26 protein-coding genes are annotated in these 26,968 nt (G+C 56.0%); 20 read left to right on the plus strand and 6 right to left on the minus strand.

What is annotated here, in order from left to right; all coding sequences use genetic code 11:
- Positions 1-14: 14 nt before the first annotated feature.
- Positions 15-1,880, minus strand: coding sequence for a DNA helicase RecQ (gene recQ, locus K8I84_RS04700; protein ID WP_223793551.1), 1,866 nt, complete (start codon positions 1,878-1,880; stop codon positions 15-17).
- 231 nt (positions 1,881-2,111) lie between these two features.
- Between recQ and K8I84_RS04705 the strand changes: the two genes are divergently transcribed.
- The 3 genes from K8I84_RS04705 to K8I84_RS04715 all read left to right on the plus strand — a co-directional run bounded on the left by K8I84_RS04705 (position 2,112) and on the right by K8I84_RS04715 (position 4,564).
- Positions 2,112-3,305: a lysophospholipid acyltransferase family protein gene (locus K8I84_RS04705; protein ID WP_223793552.1), complete on the plus strand. Its 1,194-nt coding sequence runs from the start codon at positions 2,112-2,114 to the stop codon at positions 3,303-3,305.
- Between the two features lie 32 nt (positions 3,306-3,337).
- Positions 3,338-4,003, plus strand: a complete 666-nt coding sequence (locus tag K8I84_RS04710; RefSeq protein ID WP_223793553.1) for an alpha/beta hydrolase — start codon at positions 3,338-3,340, stop codon at positions 4,001-4,003.
- 198 nt (positions 4,004-4,201) lie between these two features.
- The gene (locus K8I84_RS04715) at positions 4,202-4,564 is read left to right on the plus strand and encodes a PilZ domain-containing protein (protein ID WP_223793554.1); all 363 of its coding nucleotides are present in this window, start codon (positions 4,202-4,204) and stop codon (positions 4,562-4,564) included.
- A gap of 38 nt (positions 4,565-4,602) precedes the next feature.
- Here K8I84_RS04715 and K8I84_RS04720 read toward each other — a convergent pair whose 3' ends face one another.
- A complete protein-coding gene (locus K8I84_RS04720) occupies positions 4,603-6,015 on the minus strand; it encodes a TrkH family potassium uptake protein (RefSeq protein ID WP_223793731.1) in 1,413 nt (470 codons plus the stop codon).
- 249 nt (positions 6,016-6,264) lie between these two features.
- On the opposite strand from K8I84_RS04720, the gene K8I84_RS04725 reads away from it, so the two are divergent.
- Genes K8I84_RS04725 through K8I84_RS04735 form a run of 3 tightly spaced genes read left to right on the plus strand, consistent with a single transcriptional unit; the run spans position 6,265 to position 8,017 of the window.
- On the plus strand, positions 6,265-6,804 hold the full coding sequence (locus tag K8I84_RS04725) for an outer membrane beta-barrel protein (RefSeq protein WP_223793555.1): 540 nt from the start codon (positions 6,265-6,267) through the stop codon (positions 6,802-6,804).
- Between the two features lie 26 nt (positions 6,805-6,830).
- A complete protein-coding gene (locus tag K8I84_RS04730; RefSeq protein WP_223793556.1) occupies positions 6,831-7,406 on the plus strand; it encodes an ACP phosphodiesterase in 576 nt (191 codons plus the stop codon).
- A 44-nt stretch (positions 7,407-7,450) separates the two neighbouring features.
- Complete coding sequence (locus tag K8I84_RS04735; protein WP_411722656.1) at positions 7,451-8,017, plus strand: ATP-dependent zinc protease; 567 nt, start codon at positions 7,451-7,453, stop codon at positions 8,015-8,017.
- Between the two features lie 4 nt (positions 8,018-8,021).
- On the opposite strand, the gene K8I84_RS04740 is transcribed toward K8I84_RS04735, so the two are convergent.
- The 3 genes from K8I84_RS04740 to K8I84_RS04750 all read right to left on the minus strand — a co-directional run bounded on the left by K8I84_RS04740 (position 8,022) and on the right by K8I84_RS04750 (position 13,625).
- On the minus strand, positions 8,022-9,536 hold the full coding sequence (locus K8I84_RS04740) for a DUF3336 domain-containing protein (protein ID WP_223793558.1): 1,515 nt from the start codon (positions 9,534-9,536) through the stop codon (positions 8,022-8,024).
- A 172-nt stretch (positions 9,537-9,708) separates the two neighbouring features.
- Positions 9,709-12,447 (minus strand): mechanosensitive ion channel domain-containing protein, encoded by a 2,739-nt coding sequence (locus K8I84_RS04745; RefSeq protein WP_223793559.1) that lies wholly within the window; start codon positions 12,445-12,447, stop codon positions 9,709-9,711.
- A gap of 173 nt (positions 12,448-12,620) precedes the next feature.
- Complete coding sequence (locus K8I84_RS04750; protein ID WP_223793560.1) at positions 12,621-13,625, minus strand: MBL fold metallo-hydrolase; 1,005 nt, start codon at positions 13,623-13,625, stop codon at positions 12,621-12,623.
- Between the two features lie 215 nt (positions 13,626-13,840).
- On the opposite strand from K8I84_RS04750, the gene soxC reads away from it, so the two are divergent.
- The 12 genes from soxC to K8I84_RS04810 all read left to right on the plus strand — a co-directional run bounded on the left by soxC (position 13,841) and on the right by K8I84_RS04810 (position 22,864).
- On the plus strand, positions 13,841-15,172 hold the full coding sequence (gene soxC, locus K8I84_RS04755; protein WP_223793561.1) for a sulfite dehydrogenase: 1,332 nt from the start codon (positions 13,841-13,843) through the stop codon (positions 15,170-15,172).
- Positions 15,173-15,212: 40 nt separating this feature from the next.
- Positions 15,213-15,833, plus strand: a complete 621-nt coding sequence (locus K8I84_RS04760) for a c-type cytochrome (protein WP_223793562.1) — start codon at positions 15,213-15,215, stop codon at positions 15,831-15,833.
- A 57-nt stretch (positions 15,834-15,890) separates the two neighbouring features.
- Complete coding sequence (soxX, locus tag K8I84_RS04765; protein WP_223793563.1) at positions 15,891-16,244, plus strand: sulfur oxidation c-type cytochrome SoxX; 354 nt, start codon at positions 15,891-15,893, stop codon at positions 16,242-16,244.
- Between the two features lie 20 nt (positions 16,245-16,264).
- Entirely contained in the window at positions 16,265-16,747 is a 483-nt protein-coding gene (soxY, locus tag K8I84_RS04770) for a thiosulfate oxidation carrier protein SoxY (RefSeq protein WP_223793564.1), read from the plus strand.
- A 25-nt stretch (positions 16,748-16,772) separates the two neighbouring features.
- Positions 16,773-17,084, plus strand: a complete 312-nt coding sequence (gene soxZ / locus K8I84_RS04775) for a thiosulfate oxidation carrier complex protein SoxZ (RefSeq protein ID WP_223793565.1) — start codon at positions 16,773-16,775, stop codon at positions 17,082-17,084.
- Between the two features lie 48 nt (positions 17,085-17,132).
- The gene (gene soxA / locus K8I84_RS04780) at positions 17,133-17,969 is read left to right on the plus strand and encodes a sulfur oxidation c-type cytochrome SoxA (RefSeq protein WP_223793566.1); all 837 of its coding nucleotides are present in this window, start codon (positions 17,133-17,135) and stop codon (positions 17,967-17,969) included.
- 26 nt (positions 17,970-17,995) lie between these two features.
- Positions 17,996-18,301 (plus strand): hypothetical protein, encoded by a 306-nt coding sequence (locus K8I84_RS04785; RefSeq protein WP_223793567.1) that lies wholly within the window; start codon positions 17,996-17,998, stop codon positions 18,299-18,301.
- Between the two features lie 70 nt (positions 18,302-18,371).
- The gene (gene soxB / locus K8I84_RS04790; RefSeq protein ID WP_223793568.1) at positions 18,372-20,129 is read left to right on the plus strand and encodes a thiosulfohydrolase SoxB; all 1,758 of its coding nucleotides are present in this window, start codon (positions 18,372-18,374) and stop codon (positions 20,127-20,129) included.
- Positions 20,119-20,580, plus strand: a complete 462-nt coding sequence (locus K8I84_RS04795; RefSeq protein WP_223793569.1) for a hypothetical protein — start codon at positions 20,119-20,121, stop codon at positions 20,578-20,580. Before soxB ends, K8I84_RS04795 begins: the two co-directional genes overlap by 11 nt.
- A gap of 27 nt (positions 20,581-20,607) precedes the next feature.
- Positions 20,608-21,123, plus strand: coding sequence for a GlcG/HbpS family heme-binding protein (locus K8I84_RS04800; protein WP_223793570.1), 516 nt, complete (start codon positions 20,608-20,610; stop codon positions 21,121-21,123).
- Positions 21,124-21,140: 17 nt separating this feature from the next.
- Entirely contained in the window at positions 21,141-21,923 is a 783-nt protein-coding gene (gene dsbG, locus K8I84_RS04805) for a thiol:disulfide interchange protein DsbG (RefSeq protein ID WP_223793571.1), read from the plus strand.
- A gap of 2 nt (positions 21,924-21,925) precedes the next feature.
- Positions 21,926-22,864 (plus strand): MBL fold metallo-hydrolase, encoded by a 939-nt coding sequence (locus K8I84_RS04810; protein ID WP_223793572.1) that lies wholly within the window; start codon positions 21,926-21,928, stop codon positions 22,862-22,864.
- A gap of 64 nt (positions 22,865-22,928) precedes the next feature.
- Here the strand turns inward: K8I84_RS04810 and K8I84_RS16985 are convergent, their stop codons facing one another.
- The gene (locus K8I84_RS16985) at positions 22,929-23,843 is read right to left on the minus strand and encodes a DUF2914 domain-containing protein (RefSeq protein WP_223793573.1); all 915 of its coding nucleotides are present in this window, start codon (positions 23,841-23,843) and stop codon (positions 22,929-22,931) included.
- A gap of 243 nt (positions 23,844-24,086) precedes the next feature.
- On the opposite strand from K8I84_RS16985, the gene K8I84_RS04820 reads away from it, so the two are divergent.
- Positions 24,087-25,676, plus strand: coding sequence for a sensor domain-containing diguanylate cyclase (locus K8I84_RS04820; protein WP_223793574.1), 1,590 nt, complete (start codon positions 24,087-24,089; stop codon positions 25,674-25,676).
- Between the two features lie 13 nt (positions 25,677-25,689).
- Positions 25,690-26,961: a hypothetical protein gene (locus tag K8I84_RS04825; RefSeq protein ID WP_223793575.1), complete on the plus strand. Its 1,272-nt coding sequence runs from the start codon at positions 25,690-25,692 to the stop codon at positions 26,959-26,961.
- Positions 26,962-26,968: the final 7 nt, after the last annotated feature.

The following is a 26,968-nucleotide window of genomic DNA, read 5'->3' on the forward strand; positions in this document are numbered from 1 at the left end:
TGGCCTCACCAGGCTCAGCTGGATTGAGCCTCTTTCAGGGCTTGGAGGAATGCTGCTCCGTATTTTTCAAGCTTGGCAGCCCCGACACCCTGGACGTCCGCCATTGCCTCCAGTGAGTCTGGCTTCCGTTCCAGCATTTCCAGCAAGGTGGCGTCGTGGAAGATGACGTAGGGCGGCACCCCTTGCTGCTCGGCAAGTGATTTCCGGCACGCCCGCAGTGCTTCCCAGCCTGTTTGGTCGGAGATTGAATCCAGGGCCGCGGAACGACGGGAGGAGGCCGCCCGGGAACGGACTTTTTTCAACACCGGATCTTTGCGCAGCCTGATGGCCTGCTCGCCTTTGAGAAGCGGCCGGCATTGCTCGGTCAGCTGGAGGGAGCCGAAGCCTTCTGGGTCGGCCCTCAGGAAACCGTTGGCTACCAGTTGGCGGAAGACCGATTTCCAGTCGTTGGCGGACAAGTCGGTACCGATTCCGAAGGTGGAAATGGCGTGATGGCCCGACTGTCGAAGGCGTTCGTTGTCTGAACCGCGCAGTACATCGATCAGGTAGGTGACACCGTATCGCTGGCCGGTGCGGTACACGCATGACAGGGCCTTTTGTACCGCGACGGTACCATCCCAGGTTTCGGGAGGGGTCAGGCAGGTATCGCAGTTGCCGCAGGGCTCTTCCAGTTGGTCGCCAAAATAACTCAGCAGAACCTGTCGGCGGCACTTCGTGACCTCGCAGAGACCCAGCATCGCATCCAGTTTCTGGCGCTCAACCCGCTTGAAATGATCATTGCCCTGTGAGGCCTCGAGCATCTGCCGGAGCTTGATGACGTCCTGCAATCCGTAAACCATCCACGCGGTGGAGGGTTTACCATCACGTCCTGCGCGACCGGTTTCCTGGTAGTAGGCTTCAAGGCTTTTCGGTAGATCAAGGTGGGCGACAAACCGTACATCGGGCTTGTCGATACCCATGCCGAAGGCAATGGTCGCCACGATGATGATGCCGTCTTCCCGCAGAAACCGGTCTTGATGGTGCGCGCGATCTTCTGGCGACAGGCCGGCGTGGTAGGGCAGCGCGGTAAACCCCTGATCGGTAAGCAGGCGCGCGGTTGCCTCCACTTTGTTGCGGGACAGGCAGTAGACAATGCCGCAGTCGCCTTCATGTTCCGCTTTGATGAAGTCCAATAACTGTTTGTTGGCGTTTGTTTTTGCGGTGATCCGGTACTGAATGTTCGGGCGATCGAATCCGCTTACGAAGTGCCGGGCTTCTGTCAGCGACAGGCGCTCTGCAATTTCCGTTCGGGTTCGTTCGTCTGCGGTCGCTGTCAGGGCAATGCGTGGGACATCCGGGAACTCTTCGGCCAGCAGGCCGAGCTGAAGGTAGTCTGACCGGAAATCATGCCCCCACTGGGACACACAGTGGGCCTCGTCGATCGCAAACAGGGAAAGCTTGGCCTTGTGCAACAAATCCAGTGTCCGGGGCTGGGTCAGCCGCTCCGGAGCGCAGTAAAGCAAATCCAGTTCGCCGGTCAGTAGCGCCTGTTCAGTGGCGCGTGCCTGTTCAAAGTCCATGGTGGAGTTGAGGAAGGCGGCCTTCACGCCAAGCTCTTCCAGGGCAGCCACCTGATCCTGCATCAGCGCAATCAACGGAGAGATGACGATCGCCGTGCCGGGCCGGACGAGCGCCGGGACCTGGTAGCAGAGGGATTTTCCGCCGCCGGTGGGCATCAGCACCAGAGCATCCCTGCCGGCTACGACCTCGGCTATGATGTCGCCCTGTAGTGGGCGAAATGCCTCATAACCAAACACATCCCTGAGCACTTTTTCCGGATCAGACCTCAGTGGTGAAGGACGCTGATCAGAAAGCTGTTCAAAGGGCGTGTGATATTGCATATGGTAACCAAGGGTGCGGCCAGTTTCCGGGCGTGGATAATCTCTGCTGTGAGCCATCGCGGGTGCGACGGCGACGAATCATACCAGAATTGACCACTACCGACTTACGGAGCATCTTCACGGAGAGACAAAAATGCCCGGGAAAGGCTACAATACGGGCCATTTTGCGCGTGGCAACTGAGTGACGCGCGAGTGCTTTTTCGGTAAGCGACTAACAATAACAGGGTTTGCATGCAGGAATTTGACGCCATCCGCCCCTATTCTGACGAGGAGGCGGGGCCCGCCATCCAGCGCCTGATCAGTGATTCCGGCTTCCTGGACATGATCGGACGATTCAAGGCACCGACATTTGCACGCTTGGCGCCAGCGGTATTGAGGATTTTTACCCGTCGCTGGCTGTCCAGTCATTTCGGTCATTTCAGACGGATTGACGACCTTCAGGTGGCTCTTGCGAAATACGTGGACGAGCTGGTCCATGGAACCACCAGCCGCGTGACCGTAAGCGGCCTGGAGAATCTCAGCAAGAATTCTGCGCATTTGTTCATTTCCAACCACCGGGATATTGTGTTTGACCCGATGGTGGTCAACTACCTTCTTTATCAAAACGGCTTTCACACCACTCGTATCGCCATTGGCGACAACCTGCTGTCCAACCGCGTGTTTGCGGAAATGATGCGACTGAACAAGAGCTTTGTGGTCCGCCGTGGCGTCAGCAGCCCGCGGGAGATGCGGGACGCCTACCTGACACTCTCTGGCTTTATCAACCACAGCATTGATACCAATCACAGCATCTGGATTGCCCAGAGAGAAGGACGGGCCAAGGATGGGCTGGATCTTACGGATCCGGCCATTATCAAGATGTTCTACATGAGCAAAAAGAAAAGCGGGCAGTCTTTTGCTGACGCCATGAACCGTCTTCACATTGTTCCTGTTTCCATTGCCTATGAATACGATCCGTGCGATGCAGATAAGGCGCGCACTCTGGAAATCCGGGCGAGAACCGGCAGCTATACCAAAGCTGAAGGGGAAGACACCGAACAGATTATGAAAGGGCTTACCGGTTACAAGGGGCACGTGCATGTGCATTTTGGCAGCCCCATCCAGGATTCGCCGGACACGCCGAAGGAACTTGCCGCACGCATCGATCGTGAAATGCACGCCAATTACCACCTGCATCCGTCCAATCTGGTGGCGTACCAGAAGCGGGGAATTCATCCGCAGACACACGAAACGCCGGGCAAGGTCAGCGAGGAGGTGGTAACGGCAGACGCGTGGTCCCCGGCCGATATGGAGGCCGCCCAAGCGGAAATGGAGCGTCGGATCGAGGCTGCGGACCCGGCCATTCAGCCCTATCTCCTGGACATGTATGCCAACCCGGTAAGCAAGGCGCTGGTCGCAGCGGCCGGGATACACGAGACCAGTTAAACGCACTTGAAACCCGATTTTGGAGACGTTTGATGTCAGCACTTGAGTATCTTGAAATCGAAACGGCTCCGGAGCCTACCGTTTCGGTCATCTGGCTTCATGGGCTGGGTGCAAGCGGGCACGACTTTGAGCCTGTGATTCCGGAGTTGGGATTGCCGGACGGGGCGGCTGTTCGGTTTATTTTTCCCCATGCACCAGCTATTCCGGTGACCGTGAATGGTGGAATGGTGATGCCCGCCTGGTACGATATCAAGGCCATGGATATCGACCGGGTTATCGACACCGAGCAATTACTCGCTTCGGCAGAAGCGGTTGGCGAACTGGTGAATCGTGAAATTGATCGGGGCATTCCCGCCAGCAAGATTGTGATTGCCGGATTTTCCCAGGGTGGGGCGGTGGCCTATCAGGTCGCACTGACATTCCCGGAGCGGCTGGCAGGTGTTCTGGGCCTTTCCACCTATTTTGCCACCGCGAAAAGCATCCAGCCGTCTGACGCGAACTGCAATATCCCGATCAACGTCTATCACGGCACCTTTGACCCGGTGGTTCCTGAGTCACTTGGCGTTAAGGCGGTAGAGACGTTTAAGGCGATGGGGTTCGAGCCGGAATACAAAACCTATCCCATGGAGCACAGTGTGTGCCTTGAGGAAGTGCAGGATATTGGACGATTTATCCGGAGTCATGCACTGCTCGCGTAAGTCCTCCGCCGCAGCAATTTGCAGGATTCCCCGACACTCCAGCCGGGCATCAAAAGGCTTGGCAGCCACTTTAACGAAGATTAAGATGACGAGAGTGTGTTTTTTGATCAGTATCGGGCTGTGCGATAAAGAGGCAGGCAACGACTGCCGACAAAAATAGCGGTATAAGCGTTACTTGTCAGTACACAGGGGGAACACATGGAGCACAGGCTCAGCAAGCGCGTACCGGGCAGGCTCGGATCACTGTTGTATAAGCGGGGAATGCCCGTGGCAACTGGGCAGATTCGGGATGCCTCCAGAAGTGGCCTTTTCCTGGCTACGGAGTACGCTGGAGCCGATATTGATGAAACCGTCGAGCTGGAATTCAGGTTTCCCAAGCGGGACGAGCGGTCTTTTCGGCGCCTTGTGGCCCGGGTGGTGCGAAAAACAGACAAGGGACTTGGTGTAGAATTTGAGAGTGCCGGCAACGACACTTTTACCATTCCCTACCTGCTCAAATGGCTCCAGCAGCACCACTTACCCAGCGCCTACTTTTCCGTCCTGCGCCAGCATTTCAACTGACCTTCGGACCTGCCTTTGCCGGAGGATACTGCGCCTATCTAGCTACGCCAGAATGTGGGTGAAAGCACGATAATTACGCTCAGTATTTCCAGTCGCCCCATCAGCATACCAACGGACAGCACCCATTTGGCTGCATCGGGCAGAGGGCCGAAGTTGCCGGCGGGTCCGATGATGTCACCCAGTCCCGGACCTACGTTCGTTAGCGAAGACAGTGCTCCGGACAATGCGGTCACAAAGTCCAGTTGCATGGCGGCGAGCGCGACGGTGATCAGCAGCAGACACAGCAGGAAGATGAAGGTGTAGGCGATCATGGACGAAATGATTTCATCGCTGACCGTCCGGCCGTTGTAGTTGCGCGTCAAAACCGCGCGCGGGTGAAGCAGGCGCATGAACTGCTCGCGCAGAACAATCAGAGACAACTGGAAGCGGAAAATCTTCATGCCACCGGCGGTGGAGCCGGAACATCCTCCAACAAACATCAGGAAGAAGAACATAACGAACGCCAACGGGCCCCAGGCCGAATAATCCTCGGACGCGTAACCTGTGGTGGTCACAATCGATGTGATGTTGAACAGGGTGGCTGCGTAGTTGTGCAGAGGGTCAAACGGTACCGGCGAGACAGCCCACCGGTAAAGTGTCATGGCTGCCGGCACCACCATAAGAATCGTCAGGAATAGCCGCACCTGCTGATCCCGGAACAGGACCCCGCGCTGGCCATGCATTTCTCGTACGAACAGGAAGAATGGCAGGCTACCGATCACCATGAAGAGCGTGGCTTCCATGAGGATCAAATCACTGAATTTCCCCATTGACTGGTCAGACGTGGAGAAGCCCCCGGTGGCGATACTGGTAAGCCCGTGGTTGAACGCATCAAACAGGGTCATGCCAGAGAGCCAGTAGGTAACCACCGCTATCACGGAAAACAGAACGTAGACGAAAAGAAGGCCCCGGCTGAGGGTTTTCATTCGCGGAAGGGCCTTGTCCGTCCACTCCGAGGATTCGGTGGCGAAGAGCCGCATACCGCCCACCCGCAACAGTGGCAGCACGGCAACGAACATGCCGATGATCCCGATACCTCCGATCCACTGCAGGATTGAGCGCCAGAGAAGTAGATCCCGGTCCATGGAGTCCAGCCCGCTCAGCACTGTGGCCCCGGTGGTTGTGATACCGGACGTACCTTCGAAAAACGCATCGGCTGCGGATATTCCGGCGTCGCTGAGGTAGAACGGCAGGGAGGAAAACAGGGCGATAATGAACCAGCTGGAGACCGTCAGTACGAACATGTATCTGGGCTTGAGGTCCCTCGACTGGCGATAGGTGCTGACGATGCCGAGGACACCCAACCCACAAACGATGGCCGCAGATTCGACGAAAGCCAGAGAGTTCGGGGCTCCCGAGCCAAGCAGCAGGAATACGGGCAAGGTCATGAAAATGCTGAGCAGCACGAACATGACGCTAAGTATAAAAATGACGGGATTCAGGTTTTTCAAGGAACGCTCAAGCCAGCCGCAACGAGAGACGGCGTCAGAATACCTGTGGGTGCGTGGATCCGCAAGGAAGCCGCTCCCGGAATCGGGAGATAAACCTCTCATTAGATGAGCAAAATTTCATCGCCAGCCCGGCAAACAAGGCTGGAATTCCATCCTGGCTTGGTGCAACGTACATTGTGGCAGTAAATCCTCTTCAGCGGAGATCACGCCATGAACGGTTCTCGGTTTTTCGTTATCGCCTTGGTCGGCGGCCTTATGGCCAGCCAGGCAAGCGCTCAGGACATATACAAGTCCGGAGGTGGAAGTGTTTTTGCCGGGCTCAATTACACCTTTGTGGGTCTGGATGTTGGCTCTGCCGATGCCGATGTGGGCACCTTGTCAGGCAAGGCCGGCGCAATGCTTACCCCTTTTATTGGCTTTGAGGCCCGGGCCGGTTTCGGGGTGGATGACGATCGGGTTGGGCTGTTCGATTATTCCCTCGACAACTTCTACGGTGCCTATGGCACCTTCCAGATGGCCAACGAATCGCCATTAACGCCTTATGCCGCCATCGGCTTTACGCGGGTGGAAATAGAGGCGGATGGGCCGCTGGGCACCTCGACCGAAGATGAAAGCGACGTATCCTACGGTGTCGGACTCAATGTGGATTTCGCCTCTTACTTATCCGGAAACCTGGAGTATATGCGTTATTATGACGATAACGATGTAACCGTGGACGGATTGGGGCTTGGATTTCAGTTCAGTTTCTGAGGCCGGTTCGTCCGTCTGGAGCGAGCGTGAACCATCTGGCCCACTTGTTTTTGGCCCCGGACTCGCCGGAGGCGCGGGTCGGTAGCATTCTCGGTGATTTTGCTCAGGGCATCGATCTGGCGAAGCTGCCGGACGAGGTCCACCGGGGCGTTCGCCACCATCTGAGGGTGGACGCCTATACGGACCAGCATACCGAAGTGCGGGCGAGCAAACGCTGCTTTTCGCCAATGCGACGACGGTTCGCCGGCATTGCTCTGGACGTGCTGTACGATCACTTTCTGTTAAGACACTGGCAATGTTTCAGTGAGGACGATCCTGATAGCTTTATTGCCCGCGTGTATCGTGAGCTGGAATCTCACGGGGAAGTGATGCCAGCGTCCATGCGCGCCGTTACCGAACGAATGGTCAGACAGGATTGGTTCGGTGCGTATCGGGATCTGGATCGCATAGGTTATGCACTGGATCGGATTTCGGAGCGTATACGTTTCCCGAACCGTTTCAGTGGAGTGATTGAAGAAATCAAGGCAAACGAGACGGAGCTTGAGTCACGATTTCTCATTTTTTTCCCTGAATTACAACGTATTGCAGGAGAATTTGAATGAAAGTTCTGGCTATTCTGTCATCATTGCTTCTGGGCACTGCCCCGATGGCGTATGTGCACGCCGAGGAAAGCAAGCAGTCTCCAGAGCGCATCCCCGAAACCCTCGGTTTCGTCGAGTGGGTGGTCATGAATGATACAGGCGTGCGGCTGAAGGCCCGCCTGGACACGGGCGCCAAGACCTCCTCCCTCCACGCCACCAATGTAGAGGAATTCACCCGCAACGACGAAAAGTGGGTTCGCTTTCAGCTACCCCTTGGAGATCATGAAGATCAGCCAACCAAGGGAAAAATCGAGCATGATGAAGTGGTGCTTGAATTCGAGCGGCCGATTCACCGAACCATTCGAATCAAGCGCAAGGGCGCAGAATCTCAGCGGCGCCATGTCGTTCGGATGGACTTCTGCATTGCAGGAACCATTCATGAAACCCAGTTTTCGTTGACCGACAGGGGCAACTTTTCCTACCCGGTGCTGCTGGGTCGTCGTTTCATGCGGGATGACAATATCCTGACGGATTCCGCCAATAGCTTCATCGCACAGAAAGAGTGCGAATACAGCACGCTTGAAGAGATAGCGAAGCTGGACATCGAGGAAGCCGAAGTCAAAGTGCAGTAAAACGCTAGAAGGACACGGATGGCAACGTCAAATGCCGGCGAGGCCGTCCGGTGTCCGTTTCTCCAAATTCCCGGGCATCCAGCATTTCCAGGATATCGTCCAATTCCCTCCCAATCAGGGCCGCGTTACGAATCATGGCGAGTCGTGGCCACGTGCTGCGCTTTCCCGCCAGAATAAGGCGCTCAATCTCCTCATCGGTGTGATAACTGAACAACACGTTGCGCCATAGGAAATGCTTCTTGTCCAGGATGATGTTTACATCGCCGGTATAGGTCTGGGTAAGAACGCCGTGGGCGAGCAGGACGGCAGGACTGATAAAAGATGCCCCGAAACGGGTGAGATATTTTTCCAGTTGGGCCAGCAAGTCAGCGGCACCGTCGACCATCAGCCCGCCCCCGAGGGCGCGCAGCGCGGACGGCGACCGGATTTTGGGATCGCTGACGAACGGCACAGCTATGGGGTTGATCATACTAACCACGTAGTGATTCACACCAAACAGCCGGGACAATCGCTTGGCTGGCAGATCTTCTGCAAACGAACCATCCACCCATTTGCGGGTTGGCAAATAGGGTTTGGGTCGGCCGTTTGCACCCTTGGCATACAGCGTGACGGGAGGCACGACGCCGGGAATGCTCCCTGAAGCATCAATGGCGGAGCGGATATAGACGTTAGGCGAGGTAATGGCGTTCATCAGCCTCGAATTCTGATGCTTTTCCGCTGGCGCGATGGAGATATTGATGTAGCGCCCGGTGTGCTCGTATGCTTCCTGAAAGGTCATATCATTATCAATACCATCCATCGCACTCTGCTTTACGGTCAGCGGTGTCACTCCCGGCTCGATGCCCGCCAGTACTTTCAACGGGTTCAGCAGCACTGGCATCTCGTAGCGATAGCGCTCGAGTATCCCGGATTTCAATTCTTCATCGGTGTACTTGGTCAGAAGTGCCGATACCCAGGCACCGGCACTGGCGCCCGAAATGACATGGGGCAGAAGGTCGTGATCGATGAGTGTCTGGACAACACCGTGATGAAAATAAATCAGGCCGGCTCCGCCACTGAGCATCAGGGAGGACCGGCCGTAGCAATGACTGGCCCGACGGAAGAAGTCGACCTTTTGCTGGATTGAGATCTTACGGGCGGGCGCGTTTGCCAAAACCCGCAATGCTTCAGCAATGGCACTGACATAATCATCGATGACCTGCTTGGTGCCGGTGAGCGCGTAATTGTAGAGGATCGGGCGACCCATGCCGCTCATATTGCCATGGATGCCTTCATTGAGGACGTACAGTAGTTCTTCGTGGTTATTCTCGTTCAGGAGGGTTCGCAGCTGTTCGTAGCGGGCGCGAATATCGCAGTAGTCGTAGTACTCGGATTCGTCTTTCTGGCGCCATCTTTCTGCGCCGGAAAGCTTATCGATCGAAACGGCCGCTTCATGCCATTGCTCATAGCTGGTGGCCGCCTGAATGGTGCGCTGTAATTCCTGCCGGTAGAAACCGCTTGGCATTCTCAGGGAGATCATGGGCGCGTCCCGAGTGATCCCTCATCAGCGGGACAGCAGTATCCACAGTGAGGCTGTCTGGTTGCGTGGTTCTTACTGCACGCCACGGGCCTTGTTCGCTCATTGAGTATGTCAGTGGATCAGCATTCCTGCCAGTTCCCGCCCGGCTGCGGGGAACCGTTGGTTGGAACTGCTATTCAGCCGGGCCTCGAGGTGCGAATTCGCTGCGGATATGAATATCTCGTTGTGGAAACGGGATTTCGATGTCATTTGCCCGAAGGATCCTGGTAATCGCAGAATGCAGCTCGTGTGACAGGGGCATCAGATCAAGGATGTCACGAACAAACGCCCGTATTTCAAAATCAATGCTGCTTTCACCCAGCTCTACGCAAAATACGGCGGGTGCAGGGTCGTCCACCACTCGCTCGTTCTCAACCGCCACCTGTTGCAGAAGGTCCTGCACCTTGTCCACATCCGAACCATAGGCAACGCCGACCCGGACAATAAGACGGGTGATGGGGTCGGAAAGGGTCCAGTTGGTGAGGTCCTGGGTGACGAAAGACTTGTTGGGAATGATCTGCTCCTTTCGGTCCCAGTCCACCAGCGTGGTGGCACGGATGCGAATTCGCGAGACGGTGCCGGTAATTCCGCCGATGGAAACCGTATCGCCCACCCGTATCGGGCGCTCGAACAGCAGGATAATGCCGGACACGAAATTGGCCACGATTTCCTGCAAACCAAAACCCAGCCCCACTCCGAGGGCCGCCACCAGCCACTGCAATTTCGACCATTGAAAACCCAGGCCTGCCAGGGTTGCTGCGATACCGATGAAGACGATGATGTAGGTGGCCAGCGTGGTAATGGCGTAGCCAACCCCCGGCTCAAGATTCATCCGGCTCAACATGGTAATTTCGAGGGTTCCGGGAAGGTTTCGCGCCGCCAGGAAGGTGGCTACGCCAATGCCCAGCGCCAGCATCACGTCCCAGAGGTTAATCGGAATAGGGGGCTCACCCTCGGCACCGGTTTGAATGGTCCAGAGGGTGACCTCATCAAAGATCTTAAGGGCAGGGAAAATATTTTCCCAAAGCATAAAGAGCCCAACGCCGGCGAGTATCACCGAGACGATCTTAAGCAGGGCTTCACTCTGCTGGCTGATGTCGTGAATGTCTCGCTGTGGTGACTCCAGCATAGGTGGGAGACCGTCACCTGATATTTCTGCTGCCTCCCGGTGTTCGGCGTGCTTGCGCTCGGCCTCCCGCTGCTCGATCGCCTGCTTCAGCGCAATGCGCCGTTCGCGAACTGCCAGCCCCCGCAATCCCAGGTAGTGGATCAGGATGACCAGGGCAACCCAGCAAATGCTGATGAATATCAGGCCCTCGAACTGTACTGCCGTGTAGTGGTATCCCCACAGTGACACGACGGTGAGGATCAGCGGCGTTGCCACCGACGCGATGTGCACCAGTATCAGCGTTCGGCTGCCTGGCTGGTCTTTGCGCACGGCTGACATGAACTTTTGAGCGAAATAGGCAAGCGCAATGGAGGCAATGGCGAACAGGAGTCGCCCCAAACTGTCGCTATACGGAGAGCCCTTGGTGGTGTTCATGGTCGGCATAATGATGAGAATCGGGATCAGTACGGCAAGCAGCACAGGAATGTACTTGCGCAGGGCGGTGAGGGTGTTTTTGTTCCACTGGAAGTGGCGCTCTCCGAGCCCCTTGGTGTAAGCGACCGTGTAGACTCCCCGCAGAAGCAAAGCCGAGATGGCCGCATTGAAAAAACCTCGAGACAGCGCATTCAGGAAGCTGTTTCCACTTTCCAGTAACAGGTGAGCGAGGCCAAGTAATATCACACCGGGAAGTGCCAGCAGCAGACTCAGCAGCAAAGCCCAGAAAGTGAGTTGCCATCGGTCTTGTCGAACATTGCCAACCGGATGTCCCGAGGCAATGAGGGCACGCCGGATTTTGCGGCGCCGCACCCACAGCCAGCCCAGGATAATGATGAAGAGAAAAATCAGCGGCCAGCGCTCCTCCATGGAACGCTCGACAGCCCGTTTGATGGATTTCCATTTCAGGGAGGAAATAAACCAGGTGGCCCCGCGATACAAATCACCCAGGTGACTGGAATCCACCGCTTCTGTGCTGGGTAGCCAGAAAAGGCGCTGCTGAAGCAACTCCTGGTATTGCTCAAGTCGGCGCAGGAGTTTGATGACCACACTGTAGTATTCGTTGAGCACTTCAATGTGCTTGGTAACCGTGGTGTGTAGCTGGCGAAGCAGCTGGGTCCGCTTCGCTTCCATTCTGCCCAGTGCTTCGTCGTCCGGCTCGATAACTGCCTCGAACTCCTCCAGGCGAAGCTGCTCCTCCCGTGCAGCGGAAAGCTGTGCGCTGATGCCCTGGGTAAGCCCGGACGCAATGGTCTGGCTGCGCAGCCGGTCCAGGCGTTGTCGAAGGAGGTTTGCGTAGTCATCGGTCAGGTTAAGGCCAGCTTTTTCCAGCCTGAGCTCGAAACTCTCGTATTCGTTATCCAGTCGAGCCAGCAGTGATTCCGCAAACGCGAGCCGCTGTTCACTCAGATCAAGGACGTGCTGGCGATTGTCCAGTGCCTCCCGAAGCTTCTGAATCTGTTGTTGAATATCGGCGGTTTGCGGGGTTGGCAGTGTACTGACGAGAGGCTCGTCCGGTGCTTCTATTTCAGGCTTGACCGGCTCGGGTTCTGGTTCCGGTTCTTCCTCTTCGTCTACCTCTTCTTCGTCAACTTCCTTGGCGTCTTTGTCCTCGCCGGTCTTTTCATCGTTTTGGCCACTGTCCTCGCTTTCTTCCTCGGTCTCTTCCGCCGGCAGGACCTGCTCTGTTTCCGTCTGAACGGGAGGGAGCAGATCATCCAGTGCCGCCACCACGTCATCGGCATGGACGATCCCGGCCCAAAGGACCATGGCAAAACATGTTAGAAAGAGGTGGTGCCACTTCTTCACGGATAAAGCCCTCACGCTGGAACCCCTAAGTTTAGCCAGAAAAGGGTGCCTGGAAGCGCGTGTGTGGGTATCTGACAGCATTGTAATTGGGTGCCCCAGCCTGAGGGGCTAAGGGATTTGATGAAAGGGCAAGCTCATGACCCGCCGAGGGCTGCCTGCTCCATTTCCAGGAACACCCGATAGGCGTTGGCCCTGTTTGACGCGTCAAAGGCAGGAAGCCCCTCATAGCGGGACCAATCGGTTTGAGCATACGCTTCTTCAAACGGTAGCCAGTTTTCCACGGCTTCCCCCATGGCTTCCCGAACGTAAGACAGGTAGTTAAAGGTGAAATTCAGCGCCTCTATCGCATTTTCAGACGCAGCGCCATGACCGGGAACCAAATACCGGGGCGATAACTCTCGGACCTGTTCGATGGCCTTCATCCAGTTCTCGGAATTCACTGTAGAGCTGGCAAGGTAGGGGATGCGGCCACTCTGGATAATGTCGCCCGAGAACAATACCCCGGCCGGCTCAACCATCATCAGCGTGTCGTCCGGTGCGTGTGCCGGGCCGGCGTGCACAATGCTGAAGCGGTAATCGCCCAATTCCAGGGAGACGTCGGATTCGAAGGTTTTGTCCGGAGCAATTAAGCGCGTGTCTTCATTCACCCAGGGTGAAAGTGCTTCCCGGCGCTGACTCAGGCGTTGTTGGGCGGCAAGGCTGTCCACATAACCGGCTCCGCTTTGGTGGGCCAGAATCTGTGCATCCGTCATTGCTCTAAATGCCTGCAGTCCGTAGATGTGGTCAGCGTGGTAATGACTGATCACGACATGGGATATGGGTAAGTCGGTTTTTTCCTGAATGGCCTTGATCATCGCCACACCCAGGCTAGGGGTGCCTAACGCATCGAACACCACAACGCTTTCCCCGGTTACGACGAAACCGGCATTCGCTGTAAATCCCTCGTTCTGGCTATCAGGCACACCAGAAATCCCCTGAAAGTAATAGACGCCGGCCCCACCCACTGACTCGGCCTCAAACGGAATAGAGATGTCAGGAAAGCTTTCGGCAAGGGTTACTATCGATTGAGAGCCAAGCATCATCCCGGCAATCAATCTGACAACACCTTTCGCCACTGCGTGCTTTTCTCGTCTGGCCATATTTCCTCCTTAAAATCCCAGGCGCCATATGCCTACAGGGTAGTGGGCAATCCAGCTCCCTGACGAAAAAAGTGAACATTCATTCAGAAGATTTTTGCAGTCTCTGAAATATTGTCTATAAATTAAGAATATCCTTATAACTTTTACAACAAGACCGACATTCAGTCCTGAACTGATTGCGGCCGACTGCCTCAGGCATCGAAGGAGGACAACGCATGTTCGGCAAGCTTCGCCGGCTCAGTCTCGATGTGCCGAAAACGGCACTTGAAGAATCCCAGAAGTTACCATCGTCGGAGCGCCGACACTTTCTAAGGAATGGTCTTTTCACTGCCGGCGGCGCGATGGTTGGCGGTGCATTCGCCGGCCTGGCCCCAGGGGCACTCGCGAAAACCCAATACCCTCCCGAAAATCCATCCTGGACACTGTCCCTCGGCCCCGGCGTTGTTGCCGATCCTTATGGGATGCCGTCACCGTTTGAAAAAGAGGTAATTCGCCGGAATGTGCCGTGGCTTACTGCTGACAAGGTGTCGTCCATCAGTTTCACCCCGCTGCAGCACCTGAAGGGCATCATCACTCCAAATGGGCTGTTCTTCGAACGCCACCACGCGGGCCGCCCGGAGGTTGATCCCCAGCAACATCGCCTGATGATTCATGGGTTGGTCGATCGCCCCATCATTCTTTCGATGGAGGACCTTCAGCGTTTGCCCAGCGTGTCACAGATTAACTTTATTGAGTGTCCGGCCAACGGCGGCATGGAATGGCGGGGTGCGCAACTCAATTCACTTCAGTTCCTGCACGGTATGGTGAGCTGCGCCGAGTGGACCGGTGTGCGGCTGTCGACCTTGCTCCAGGAAGTCGGCATGAAGCCGGAAGGTAAGTGGGTGCTGGCCGAGGGCGCGGATGGCGCTGCCATGACCCGAAGCATCCCGATGGAGAAGGCGCTGGACGATGTGATCGTCGCCTACGCCCAGAATGGTGAGGCGTTGCGTAGGGAACAGGGGTACCCGATCCGGCTGGTCGTGCCAGGCTGGGAAGGCAACACCCATGTGAAGTGGTTGCGTCGTCTTGAAGTGGGCGACAAGCCCTGGATGCAGCGCGAGGAAACCTCCAAGTACACCGACCTGTTGGGTGATGGCACCGCCCGTGGCTTTACCTGGGTGATGGAGGCCAAGTCGGTCATTACTTCCCCTTGTCCGGAAATGCCGCTCAAGGAAAAGGGTGTTTATCAAATTGAAGGCCTGGCCTGGAGCGGTAAAGGTAAGGTCAAAGCGGTGGACGTGTCCGTCGATGGCGGCATGAACTGGCAGCAGGCACAGCTCAGGGAGCCGGTTTTGTCCAAGTCGCTGACCCGGTTTGTTCTGGAGTGGAAGTGGGACGGCAATCCCGCGCTCCTGCAATCACGAGTCATTGATGAGACCGGTTACGTGCAGCCAACTTTGGGACAGCTGCGCGAAGCCCGTGGCACGAATTCGATCTATCACAAGAACGCCATCCAGACCTGGAAAGTCAACGCAGACGGGAGTGTGGTCAATGTTCAGCTTTCGTAAGTGCTCCCTAAAACTAGCCCTGGTGTGCTCCGGAGCCCTCATGCTTCCGCTGGCGTCAAGCGCCGTTGCTGAATCAGCAGGCTATTACGGAGTCGGCGAGACCCCCACGGAAGAACAGATCGCCGCGTGGGATATCGATATCCGTCCCGATGGTACCGGCCTGCCAGAGGGCAGCGGCAGTGTGGATGAGGGCATGGCAGTTTATGAAACCTACTGCGCTTCCTGTCACGGTGCCTTCGGTGAAGGAATGGGGCGCTATCCGAAGCTGAGCGGAGGTGAGGGCACCCTGGCCGAAGACCGCCCTGAAAAGACCGTTGGCAGCTACTGGCCTTATGCGTCCACTCTTTGGGACTACATTCACCGGGCCATGCCGTTCTTTGCGCCCCAGTCCCTGACCGATGACCAGGTCTACGCGGTTACTGCCTATGTTCTGAACCTGAACTACATCGTCGACGGTGACTTTGTCGCCAACAAGGAAACGCTACCCAAGGTGGAAATGCCCAACAGCGGCAATTTTGTCTGGGAAGATCCTCGGCCGGACGTTGAAAACGAACGCTGCATGTCCGACTGCAAGGATGAGGTGAACGTAGCCGATTCCTCGGAAGGAAAAAACCTTACCCCCAGAACCACGGGCCCGCTTGATGAAGGGCTAGTCGAATAATAAACGGCATCGAAACACGAGCTTCGTTGCTTAAACACAGCCCAGGAGGATTGTGAAATGCGAAAGGGACTGGTTTCAGTGTGCTTGACCACACTTGCGCTGACGGCCATGCCGCCGGTGTATGCCGAACCCACGCAGGCGGATATCGATCGGGGCAAGGAGCTGGCCTTCAGTCGGAAGGACGGTAATTGCCTGGCCTGCCACAAAATTGATGATGGGAAGCTGACCGGCACGGTTGGCCCTGCACTGGCGGACATGAAGAGCCGCTACCCGGATCGGGAGATTCTTTTCAAGCGGATATGGGATGAAACCCAATTCAATCCGGTGACGGTGATGCCGCCATTTGGAAGGAACATGATTCTGAACGAAGAACAAATCAATCGAATCATCGATTACCTGTACACGCTGTAAGAGGCCGAGGAGGAATAACCGTGATTGACCAAAGGCGTAGAGGATTCCTGAAAGGTGTATTGGGGGCCAGTGTTGTTGGCCTGACTGTTGGCTCCGGACTGATTCCGCTGCGGGCACAGGCAGCCACCGATGTGGCTGATTGGCCGGAAAAGGCCTTCAAGACTCCGGGCGTCGACGAAACCATCGCCGAACTTTACGGGATGGAAGCAAGCGAGTCCGACCAGATCTCATTGGATCTTCCCACCATCGCCCAGAATGGCGCCGTTGTGCCGGTGAGCGTGGAAACCGCGTTGCCGAATGTCACCGCCATCGCTCTTCTGGTTGCCAAGAATCCAAATGCTCTGGCGGCGGCGTTCGATATCCCTGAAGGAACGGTACCGTTCGTGTCTAACCGCCTGAAGATGGCTGAAACCACCGATGTGGTGGCAGTGGTGATTTCAGACGGAAAGGCCTACAAGGCAACCCAGAACGTGAAAGTTACCGTTGGCGGCTGCGGCGGCTGATTTTTGACCGGACAGGAGAATCATCATGGCATCCAGTATCAGAGTTCGAGCCGTTGAAAGCGGTGGCATCACCTCCCTCAAGGCCTTGGTCCGGCACCCGATGGATTCCGGCTTCGCGAAGGATTCCTCAGGCAATGTGATCCCGGCTTATTTTATCCAGCTGCTGACCATCACCCATCAGGGCAAGGAAGTATTCGTCGCGCACTGGGGTCCGGCTGTCTCCAAGGATCCGTTCCTTGAGTGCCGTTTCAAGGGCGCCAAGAAAGGAGATGAGGTCACGATCAGCTGGGTCGACAACAAAGGCAAAAGCGACTCAACAACAGCAAAAATCGGCTAGAGGTTGGGCGAGACGGGGCGCGCGCCCCGGCGCACAGGAGGATAAGACATGCGTATAGCAAAGGTCATTCTGGTCGCAGTCGGGGCGACACTGACGGCGCCACTGGCGCTGGCCGGTGACACCCCGGAGGAGGACCGTAAAGAAACGGTGGAGTATTTCCAGCAGAAATTCCCGGACGTTCCACTGGAAGAGTTCGTGAATGGGCAATATGCACTGGATGAAGACCGCCGCAAACAGTGGGAGTCGATGAGTGACTTCCCGCCGTTTGAGTTTGCTGTTGCAGAAGGCCAGGAAATGTTCGAAACGCCATTCGCTAATGGCAAAACCTACGCGAGCTGTTTCGAAAATGATGGTATCGGGGTGCGTCAGAACTACCCGTACTTTGACACTGAAAAGAAAGAGGTGATTACCCTCGAGTTGGCGATCAACCGTTGCCGGGAAGCCAACGGCGAAGAGCCCCTTAAATGGAAAAAAGGTCCGATTGCCTCGATTTCCGCATACATGGCGTCTACTTCAGCGGGCAAAAAGTTCGACATCGAGGTTCCCAATGACGACGCGCTTGCCGCCTACCAGGCTGGCAAAGAGTTCTATTACACCCGCCGGGGGCAACTGAATTTCTCATGCGCAAGCTGCCACGTTCAGAATCCTGGCAACTGGATTCGGGCGGATCTGCTGTCGCCGATGCTGGGGCAGGTCGCCAACTTCCCGGTCCATCGGGCCAAGTGGGGGGAAATGGGTACGCTTCACCGCCGGTTCACAGGTTGCAACAGAAACGTGCGGGCAGTGCCTTTGGAGGCTCAGGGCGAGGAATACCGGAATCTCGAGTATTTCATGACTTACTTGAACAACGGCCTTCCGGTCGTCGGCCCGGCTACCCGGCCATAACCGATCAGGGATAAGGGGGAATTGTCGTGTACAAGCCATTATTGATCCTTACTGCCTCGCTAGCCCTGTCATTGCCTGCTCTGTCGCAGGCCGGGGCAAAGGAAGACTTCAACGAAGTCTATTCGAAAGTTGAAAGTACTCATAATCAGGCTGGAACTTACCAGTGGACGACCACGGCCAATCAGTTAAAAGCCGCCAAGGAAGCCGCCGACAGTGGCGACTATGAAAAGGCGCTGGAGATGGCCGAGCAGGCGTTGAAGTACGCCGAGCAATCGCTTGAACAGCGAAAACAGCAACAAGAAAAATGGCCCGCTGTTGCCATTGGCAACTAAAGACCTCCAACCAAACGGCCCCCGAAACAGGGGGCCGATGCCTTCCAGATATAACGGATAGGAGAAACCCGTGTCGATTTCCCGCAGAGATTTCCTGTTTGCCATGCAGGCAGCCGCGATGGCAGGGCTCGCGCCACGCCTGGCACTGGCAAAGAGTGGTGAGAAGCTTTACGACGCGCCTGCATTCGGGAATGTCCGCCTGCTCCACCTGACCGATATCCATGCCCAGCTTCAACCGGTTCATTTCAGGGAACCGAACGTAAATCTCGGGATTGGTCCCAGCAACGGCAAAGTGCCTCATGTAGTGGGAAAGCACTTTCTGGATCACTTCGGCGTCGCTTCGGGCTCGCCCCGGGCCCACGCTTTTACTTATCTGAACTACACCGAAGCGGCGCAAGAGTATGGCCGCATGGGTGGTTTCGCTCACCTTAAAACACTGATCAGTCAGCTCCGGGATCAGGCCGGCGCGGGCAATTCACTCTTACTGGACGGCGGCGATCTCTGGCAGGGGTCGGGGACGGCTTTCTGGACTCAGGGCGAGGATATGGTCGAGGCCAGCAATCTGCTGGGGATCGACATTATGACCGGCCACTGGGAGTTTACTTATCCTGAGGCTCAAATCCGGAAAAATATTGAAGGTTTCAACGGAGAGTTCCTGGCGCAGAATGTGTTCCTGTCAGAGGAAGCCATGTTTATGGGTGCTGAGGCCTTTGATGAATTCAGTGGCCGCGTGTTCAAACCCTATACAGTCCGGGAACTGGGCGGCAAGCGCGTCGCGGTCATCGGTCAGGCATTCCCGTATACGCCGATCGCGAACCCGTCCTACTTTATTCCGGACTGGCGCTTCGGCATTCGCGAATCGGAAATGCAGCAACTGGTCAACGAAATTCGTGAGAACGAACAGGTTCACGCCGTAGTGGTGCTGTCCCACAACGGTATGGATGTCGATCTGAAAATGGCCAGCCGGGTTACCGGCATTGACGCCATTCTGGGGGGGCATACCCACGATGCGGTTCCCCAGCCGACCGTCGTCACAAACCCGGGTGGCAAAACCCTGGTGAGTAATGCAGGCACCAATGGCAAGTACGTGGCCGTTCTGGACCTGGATATCGGTGATAACGGGGTCCGTGGCTATGAATACAAATTGCTGCCTGTGTTTTCCGACCTGATCCAGGCGGATGCCGCTATGGTGGATTTCATTGAGACGGTTCGCGCCCCGTACGCCGACAAGCTGGCAGAGGAGCTGGCGGTGACGGACGAGCTCCTGTACCGGAGGGGAAACTTCAATGGCACCCTCGACCAGCTGATCTGCGACGCCCAGCGCAAGGTGCTCGATGCGCAGATTGCCCTGTCACCGGGTTTTCGCTGGGGCACCAGTATCCTGCCGGGTGAAGCCATCACCATGGACGATGTCATGAATGCCACGGCGATCACCTATCCGGAGACCTACGTGCGGGAAATGTCCGGCGCGGATCTGAAGCTGATCATGGAAGATGTCGCGGATAACCTGTTCAACAAAGATCCGTACTACCAGCAGGGTGGCGACATGGTTCGTGTCGGAGGCATGGATTACACCTGCGATCCCAACGCAAACATGAACGGACGGATTACTGACATGCGCCTGGATAATGGCGACCCCATTGAGGCGAACAAGGTGTACAAGGTCGCGGGCTGGGCAACCGTTAATTCCCGGGCGCCAGGCAAACCGATCTGGGATGTGGTTGGGGACTATCTGAGATCCGAAAAAACCGTGAAGATCGACAAGTTCAACACTCCGAAGCTGAAGAATGTTGCAGGCAACCCGGGACTTGAAGACTATGCCGGCTAGTTGGCGGGGGCTTGGCCGTATCCTTACCCTGGCAATCTTGCTGGCCGGCTGGAGCATCACTGGACTGGGTGAGCCCCTGAACGAGGAAAAACCCTTTGCAGAGAAGTTCCTGCTGCTGCAACTGAGTGACGACCAGCCAGAAAAGCAGAATATGGTGTTGAGCGTTGCCGCCAACCTGCTTCAACACTACGGCCCAGACAGCATTGACATTGAAATCACCACGTTTGGTCCGGGTGTTGAGTTGCTGGTAAAGGGTAATAGTCGCACCGAGCTGATCGACAGCCTGATGGCGCAAGGCGTTCGGTTCAGTGTGTGCATGAACACCATAGATACGATCGAGCGCAATACCGGCAGTTTGCCGGAACTGCACCCGGACAGCAATCGGGTTCAGGTGGGCGTGGCCCACATTCTGGATCAGGTTGAAAAAGGCTATGTACTCGTTCGCCCATAGCCAGGCGATGACGGAATGGAGATCAGCATGAAGAACAAAGGACTCAAAGCCATCCTGCTTTCTGCCTCCGTAGCGCTTACGCCGCTTGCGGCAGCCCAGGAGTCAGACCAGCCTTTACTGGTTGAGATCCGGCGGATGTCGATGGATGTTGCCCTGAACATTGCCAAGACGGCGATTGATCACTGCCGGGAGCAGGGGGTTCAGGTTGCGGTGACCGTTGTGGATCGGGGCGGTCATCCGCAAGTGGTGTTGCGGGACGTGCTGGCCATGGATCTGGCACTGGATGTGAGCTATCGCAAAGCGTACACCGCAATGACCTTTACCAGTGCAACATCCGCCCTGGAGGATCGTTTCACCGGACCCTTCTCGGTCGGGAAGCTCGACAAGGTGTTGTTGTCGGCCGGCGGCCTGCCGGTTCAGGCAAGCGGTGAAACCATTGGTGGTGTTGGTGTCAGTGGCGCTCCCTCAGGACAAATAGATGAAAGTTGCGCCCAGGCGGGTGTGGCCGCCGTGGAAATGGATCTTGAGATGGCGCCCTTCTGATTGGCGGGACAATAAAAGTGCAACGAAACATCAGGTTACGAGGCGTTCTTTGCCTTGTTTTTAGCGGTTTGTTCTGGTCGTCATTTGCGGGCGCGCAATATCCGGATGCACTGCAGGTATTCATCGATCAAGGTCTCAAACCTGAGGCCAGCTTTGATGCGCCCGGTGGCGTCAAGGGCTTTGTTGGGCGCAAGGATGGTCAGGCCGTTACCCTGTATCTGCTGGCCGATGGGGAGCATGTGATCATCGGCGAGATGGTCGATGGGTTCGGCCGAAATCTGAGCGCGGAGCATATTCGCACCTGGTTACCGGCAACCGACCTGACAGAGGCCTGGGCAAAGCTCGAAAACGCGACCTGGGTGGCTGAAGGTCCTTCTGACGCAGATCGTATCGTCTATGCCTTTACCGACCCGAACTGTGGCTACTGCCTGGTTCTGCGCCGCAAAGCCCAGGAGTTTCTGCAAGAGGGTATCCAGCTTCGCCACATTATGGTGGGTATTATTCAGCCCTCGAGCCTCGCCAAGTCTGCGGGGGTAATCAGCGCCTCGGATCCCGTTAGCCAGTTGGATTTTCACGAGACCGAGTTTCCGGATGCCTGGCTGGTGTCGAACGACAATATTCCCGGCGACGTGCGGGGGCAAATCCTCGCCAATCACAAGCTAATGCAGGAATTGGGTGCGTCTGTGACGCCGACGGTGTTCTATCGTGACAGAAGCGGTGCAGTTCAAAGAATCGATGGCTTGCCGGATGACTCGGCGCTGGCTGAATCGGTTTTTCGTGCCAATGGAGCGGAGGATTAACCATGAGCCTGAGCAGACTTGTCGCCGTGCTTGCGCTGACACTGTTGGTATTGCCGGTATCAGCTGAGCCCATTCCGGAAAAACTGGAGCTGGTGAAGGTAACCGATCGGGTGTATTCCGCCATCGGTGCCACCGCCCCCGGCACTTACGAAAACCACGGTCACAACAACAACCTGAGCTTTATTGTCGGGGAGGAGGGTGTGGTCGTTTTTAACGGGGGCGATAATTACAAGCTTGCACAGTCCTTTCATAACGCCATCAAAAGCATTACCGACAAGCCGGTAAAGTACGTGGCCAATGAAAACGCCCAGGGGCATTCGATGCTGGGCAACAGCTACTGGCGGGATCAGGGGGTGCCGATCATTGCCCAGGACTTTGCCGTGGACGAGTTCGCCCACCACGGGGAGGCAAAGCTGGCCCGGATGAAGGCCCGCAATAAGGATAAGGGTGAGGGCACTTATGTGGCCGTTCCCGATATCAGCTTTACCGACAGGTATGAGCTGGACCTTGGGGGCCTGGCCGTTGAGTTACTGTATTTTGGTGCGGGCCACGCACCCGGCGACATTGCGCTGTGGGTGCCCGAAGAAAAGTTACTGATCACGGGTGACCTTGGTTTCCACCAGCGCTTGCTGGCTGTGTTCGAGGACACAGCGGTTGGCGCCTGGATTGACTCTTTCGACAAGATGACGGAGCAACTGGACCCTGTCATCGTGATACCGGGTCATGGCGAACCCACGACCATAGACGTGGTGGAAAAGGAAACCAAAGGCTATCTGGTGTTTTTGCGAGATTCGGTGATCGAGATCCTTGAGCGCGGCGGCGGGTTGGATGACGCCTATGCCCTGGACCAATCCCAGTGGTCTTATCTGGATACCTTTGAAGAGCTGGCGGCGAAAAACGCTGGACGGGTCTACCAGGATCTGGAGTTCGATTTCTTCTGATTCGCGACCCCCGGTGCATGTGTCCGCCCTGGAATCGCGCCAAAGCCGGGAGCTGATTGCATTCCTATTGCACGGTGAATTCGCCAACCGCCAGCGGCTCTCCCTCGGCTGTTACGACCTCAACTCTCCATTCGCCCAGCATATGGCGGTCGATAAACTTGGCCGAAGACGCCCGCATCGGGTCTACGAACGGTGTGATGGAGACTCGCGCCACTCTCTCATCTTCCAGATACCAGTCGTGGTAGTGGGTTTCGTCCTGCATGCCCTGAATTTCCGTAAACAGGAACACGCGGATGAGCCCGTCCTCCTCCATCGCGAGGGTATCCGGCAGCTGATCAATGGGTTCTTTGTCCTCAAGTCCCGAACTCAACTGCGCCCTCGTTAAATGCTCGGACAGTATCCGGACGGGGGAAGAGCCCGAAGCGGTGCCGGTATCGATTGCAGGCGCTGATTCGGGGCTGGTGGTCGTGCCCGATGCGGTTTCCAGAGGCGCTGCAGCTGAATCCCCACCGATATCGGATAATGATTCTTCAGGTTCTTGACTGATTTCGACTGTCGGACCCGCCGCGGTGGGCTCATCAGGCAGGTCGTTCGGCTGGGCTGCTGTTGTCGGAAGAGTTATGGAGTTAGTTGCAGACATCTGGGCGGCGCCGGGTTCGTCGCTACCCTCAAGCTCATCGGCAAAGATCGGTTCCCGCTGGTCTGGCGAATCCTGTTGATCAACGTCATTCGAGCGCTGAACTGATGCAAGTTCATCCGACAATTGGCCAGCATTGCTCACTGGCGCCGGTTCATCCGGCCCCATGAGCACCATGGCTCCCCAGGCAATGCTGCCGGCCAGCAAAGCCAGAATGGCGAGGGCAGAAAAGATGCGCCCCCAATAGTACACCACCACTTCTTCAGCGGGTTCGGCATCCGAAAGGGTGCCTGGGTTTATCGGAATCTGTTGACGATTGTGCGGAGAGTTTGAGCCAGCCACGCCTGTATCTTCCTTGATGATGGTAATGGAGAGCTAATGTAAGCCAAAAGAATAGCAAATACTGACTGCTGGCGTGTTGCTGCAATGAACAAAAGGCACAGTGGAACCCAACAATTTGTTACAGAAGGGTGTAGTAAAAGGCGATAGGATCAGATGAATAACAACTAATTTCCCAGGGATTACCGTCCATAGCGCGAGAATTCGCGCTAGATGGTATCGGGAGACTAAGGGCAGTACGGCGTTATGGAAGTCACCCGGAGCATCAGGTCGAAACTGGTCGCTATCATGGCGATATCGGCCTTCTGCTTTCTTCTCATTTCTGCGCCCATCACCGGCTACTTCAGTTACATCCAGCACAAAGACAGCGCCAGCAAGCAGCAATCCCGGCTTGTGGGTGCGGTTACGTCATCCGCCTCCATCTCCGCTTACGTCAAGAACCGGGAGATCGCCGATGATGTGATTAGCGGGCTTCTGCTGGATGACGAAATCCTGCACGTCCGACTCGAAGGCGCGGAACGCTTTGAGGTTGAGTCCGGCGTTTCAATCACCGATGAACGGATCACGACAGACAAGCCAACAGATTACCCGCTTTATTCCCCGATTGATGACTCAGACCAGATTGGAAGCCTGCTTGTCTGGTCAAATGACGGCTTGATTACCGAGCGGGCCATTGGCTCAGTAAAGGAAAATCTGGCCTGGCTTATCATTATGTCGCTTTTGTTTACGCTGGTTTCCATTCATACCGCCAACAAACTTGTGGGTTCTCCGCTAAGGGAGTTGGCCCGGCAGGTCTCCATAAGCGAGCCAGGATCTGAGCTGGAGATTGAGGTTGATAAGGCCAATCAGGGTGACGAGATAGGGCTGGTGGCCAGAAGCGTCAATAACTTTTTGAATGTCACGCGAGAAGCCCTTGAGACAGAGCGCAGCCTTCGGCGCCAGATCGAAAGGCTGGACCGCCACTATCAGAATATTTTTGCCTCTACGAACGTCGGCATCATGGTGCTGGACGAGAATGGCGTGCTGCTTCACAGCAACCCCGTGTTGCTGGAAAGAATTGTTCGTGTCACTGAGAGTGAGCGAAAACGATTGCTGAGTGAGAGCTTTTTTGAAGTGGCGTTCAGGAATCCGGATTCTGCCTGGAGTCTGGTAGCAAGGGCTCGAAAGCATGGAGACACCGTAAGCGCCGATTTCGAGCTGGGGTTATCCGGTGAATCGCCGGTCTGGGTTCATTGCCTTATCTCCGGCGCGGGCCAGGGCCAGGGCCAGGAGCGACTCATCGAGGCCGTTGTCTATGACGTCACCTCCCGTGTGCAGGCCAGCGCTCAGGTGCAGAAAATGGCCGAGGAAGATCCGCTTACCGGGCTGAAAAACCGGCGCGGATGCCAGCAATATTTTGATCGCAAAAAGGAGCAGGTTGGCTGGGTACCCGAGCTGGCAGTGATGCTTCTGGATCTCGACGGTTTCAAGCCCATCAACGACTCCCTGGGACATGCAGCCGGCGATCACATCTTGCAGGTTATCGCAGAGCGCCTTCAGGCCTGCGTTCGCTCCAATATTGATCTGGTTGGCCGGCTTGGTGGTGATGAATTTGTTGTCGTGATCGAGTCAGGGCGCAGCAGCAAAGAGGATATGGCTCGCATTGCCAATAAGATCATAGGCGAAGTGTCCCGGCCAGTCGTGTTTGGCGAAAACGTGTCGGTGTCCGTCGGGGTCAGTATTGGTATTGCCTATTCGGGGCAGTCGGAAAACTTCGAGGCAGCATTGGATGCCGCTGACCAGGCTATGTATCAGGTCAAAATGGATGGAAAAAATAATTACAATTTCGCGCTGTAGGTGGTTCTTTTTCATGAAGTATTGTGTCCGGAGTTCTGGAACAGCGAAGTGTCTCGTGTTCGGATTGTTGTTGGTGGCGTCTCTGGGGGCAAGGGCCGATCACGACTTTCGGGTTTCCGGTTACGGGACCCTTGGCCTGAGCTATGAAGGAGAGGAGGACCTTGGTTTTTTCCGGGAGAACACCCAGAACAAGCGCCCCGATCAAGACTGGTCTCTTAAGCCGGATTCGCAACTTGGGGTTCAGCTTTCCTACAGCTTTGAGTCAAGATTTCATGCAACGGCCCAGTTTGTTCTCGCGGATAAGCCAGATTACGATCTGGATGCCATAACCGAGTGGGCATTTGTCGGTTACACGCCCGCCCCCGGGCTTGATCTGCGTGCCGGCCGGGTTGCTGCAGATCTGTTTCGTCTTTCCGAGGTTCGCCGCATTGACTATGCCTCTCTCTGGGTTCGCCCGCCAAGCGAGTTGTACGGCTGGATCATTCCTTATGCTCTGGATGGCGCGGATATCGCAAAATCCTTTGCTATCGGCCCAGCTTTTTTGCGAGCCAAGCTCCAATACGGGGCAACCAACCCCAAAATACAGTCGCCTGATGGAGAGCAGGAGTTCCAGACGGAATTCAATGACCTCTTCGTTGTGTCCTTAACCGGAGAATACGATTTCTGGTCGGCTCGACTGAGCTATGCCCAGTTTTCTACCGCCACCGTCGAGGGTCGGACCCGGGAACTGTTTGATGCCATTCAGGCCATAGGGCAAATTCCCGGCCCTATTGGCAATGATGCGCGACACCTTTACCACCGCCTCAGTCACACATCCAATGCGGACGTTGAATACTATCAATTAGGGCTGGGTTACGACGACGGCGCCCTGGTGTTTGACGCTGAGATTGCCCGGCTGACGTCAATGTCGTGCGTTCTGCCAACAGGAAATGCCGGATACGTGAGTCTGGGTTACCGCATAAATGCATTCACTCCTTACGTCGTCTACTCTGGATTTGATCCAGACAAGGAGATCATTACCAGTTCGGCCGATTGGTCGGCTCTGCCCCAGGGGGAAGTGGTTAAAGGAGTCGCCCTGGACATTTTGAACAATTCCTTTGTTAACCAATATACAACCTCGCTCGGTGTACGCTGGGATTTTGGTGATCGCCTGGCATTGAAGGGTCAATGGGATCGCTCGACGGTGGAGGCTGATTCCTACGGTTTGTGGGCTTATGACAATGATCGTGAAGAGCGCGGCTCCACGGTCGACGTTCTGTCCCTCTCACTGAACTTCATATTCTGAGGTGGTG

Origin of the sequence: Marinobacter sp. F4216, from assembly GCF_019931195.1 — a bacterium.
In the GTDB taxonomy this organism is placed as follows: domain Bacteria; phylum Pseudomonadota; class Gammaproteobacteria; order Pseudomonadales; family Oleiphilaceae; genus Marinobacter; species Marinobacter suaedae.

What these genes read in the sequence shown, in the direction of transcription:
- recQ (WP_223793551.1), bottom strand. Translation starts at nt 1,880, where the DNA reads ATGCAATATCACACGCCCTTTGAACAGCTTTCTGATCAGCGTCCTTCA.
- K8I84_RS04705 (WP_223793552.1), top strand. Translation starts at nt 2,112, where the DNA reads ATGCAGGAATTTGACGCCATCCGCCCCTATTCTGACGAGGAGGCGGGG.
- K8I84_RS04710 (WP_223793553.1), top strand. Translation starts at nt 3,338, where the DNA reads ATGTCAGCACTTGAGTATCTTGAAATCGAAACGGCTCCGGAGCCTACC.
- K8I84_RS04715 (WP_223793554.1), top strand. Translation starts at nt 4,202, where the DNA reads ATGGAGCACAGGCTCAGCAAGCGCGTACCGGGCAGGCTCGGATCACTG.
- K8I84_RS04720 (WP_223793731.1), bottom strand. Translation starts at nt 6,015, where the DNA reads ATGTTCGTGCTGCTCAGCATTTTCATGACCTTGCCCGTATTCCTGCTG.
- K8I84_RS04725 (WP_223793555.1), top strand. Translation starts at nt 6,265, where the DNA reads ATGAACGGTTCTCGGTTTTTCGTTATCGCCTTGGTCGGCGGCCTTATG.
- K8I84_RS04735 (WP_411722656.1), top strand. Translation starts at nt 7,451, where the DNA reads ATGGCGTATGTGCACGCCGAGGAAAGCAAGCAGTCTCCAGAGCGCATC.
- K8I84_RS04740 (WP_223793558.1), bottom strand. Translation starts at nt 9,536, where the DNA reads ATGATCTCCCTGAGAATGCCAAGCGGTTTCTACCGGCAGGAATTACAG.
- K8I84_RS04745 (WP_223793559.1), bottom strand. Translation starts at nt 12,447, where the DNA reads ATGGTCCTTTGGGCCGGGATCGTCCATGCCGATGACGTGGTGGCGGCA.
- K8I84_RS04750 (WP_223793560.1), bottom strand. Translation starts at nt 13,625, where the DNA reads ATGGCCAGACGAGAAAAGCACGCAGTGGCGAAAGGTGTTGTCAGATTG.
- soxC (WP_223793561.1), top strand. Translation starts at nt 13,841, where the DNA reads ATGTTCGGCAAGCTTCGCCGGCTCAGTCTCGATGTGCCGAAAACGGCA.
- K8I84_RS04760 (WP_223793562.1), top strand. Translation starts at nt 15,213, where the DNA reads ATGCTTCCGCTGGCGTCAAGCGCCGTTGCTGAATCAGCAGGCTATTAC.
- soxX (WP_223793563.1), top strand. Translation starts at nt 15,891, where the DNA reads ATGCGAAAGGGACTGGTTTCAGTGTGCTTGACCACACTTGCGCTGACG.
- soxZ (WP_223793565.1), top strand. Translation starts at nt 16,773, where the DNA reads ATGGCATCCAGTATCAGAGTTCGAGCCGTTGAAAGCGGTGGCATCACC.
- soxA (WP_223793566.1), top strand. Translation starts at nt 17,133, where the DNA reads ATGCGTATAGCAAAGGTCATTCTGGTCGCAGTCGGGGCGACACTGACG.
- K8I84_RS04795 (WP_223793569.1), top strand. Translation starts at nt 20,119, where the DNA reads ATGCCGGCTAGTTGGCGGGGGCTTGGCCGTATCCTTACCCTGGCAATC.
- K8I84_RS04800 (WP_223793570.1), top strand. Translation starts at nt 20,608, where the DNA reads ATGAAGAACAAAGGACTCAAAGCCATCCTGCTTTCTGCCTCCGTAGCG.
- K8I84_RS04810 (WP_223793572.1), top strand. Translation starts at nt 21,926, where the DNA reads ATGAGCCTGAGCAGACTTGTCGCCGTGCTTGCGCTGACACTGTTGGTA.
- K8I84_RS04820 (WP_223793574.1), top strand. Translation starts at nt 24,087, where the DNA reads ATGGAAGTCACCCGGAGCATCAGGTCGAAACTGGTCGCTATCATGGCG.
- K8I84_RS04825 (WP_223793575.1), top strand. Translation starts at nt 25,690, where the DNA reads ATGAAGTATTGTGTCCGGAGTTCTGGAACAGCGAAGTGTCTCGTGTTC.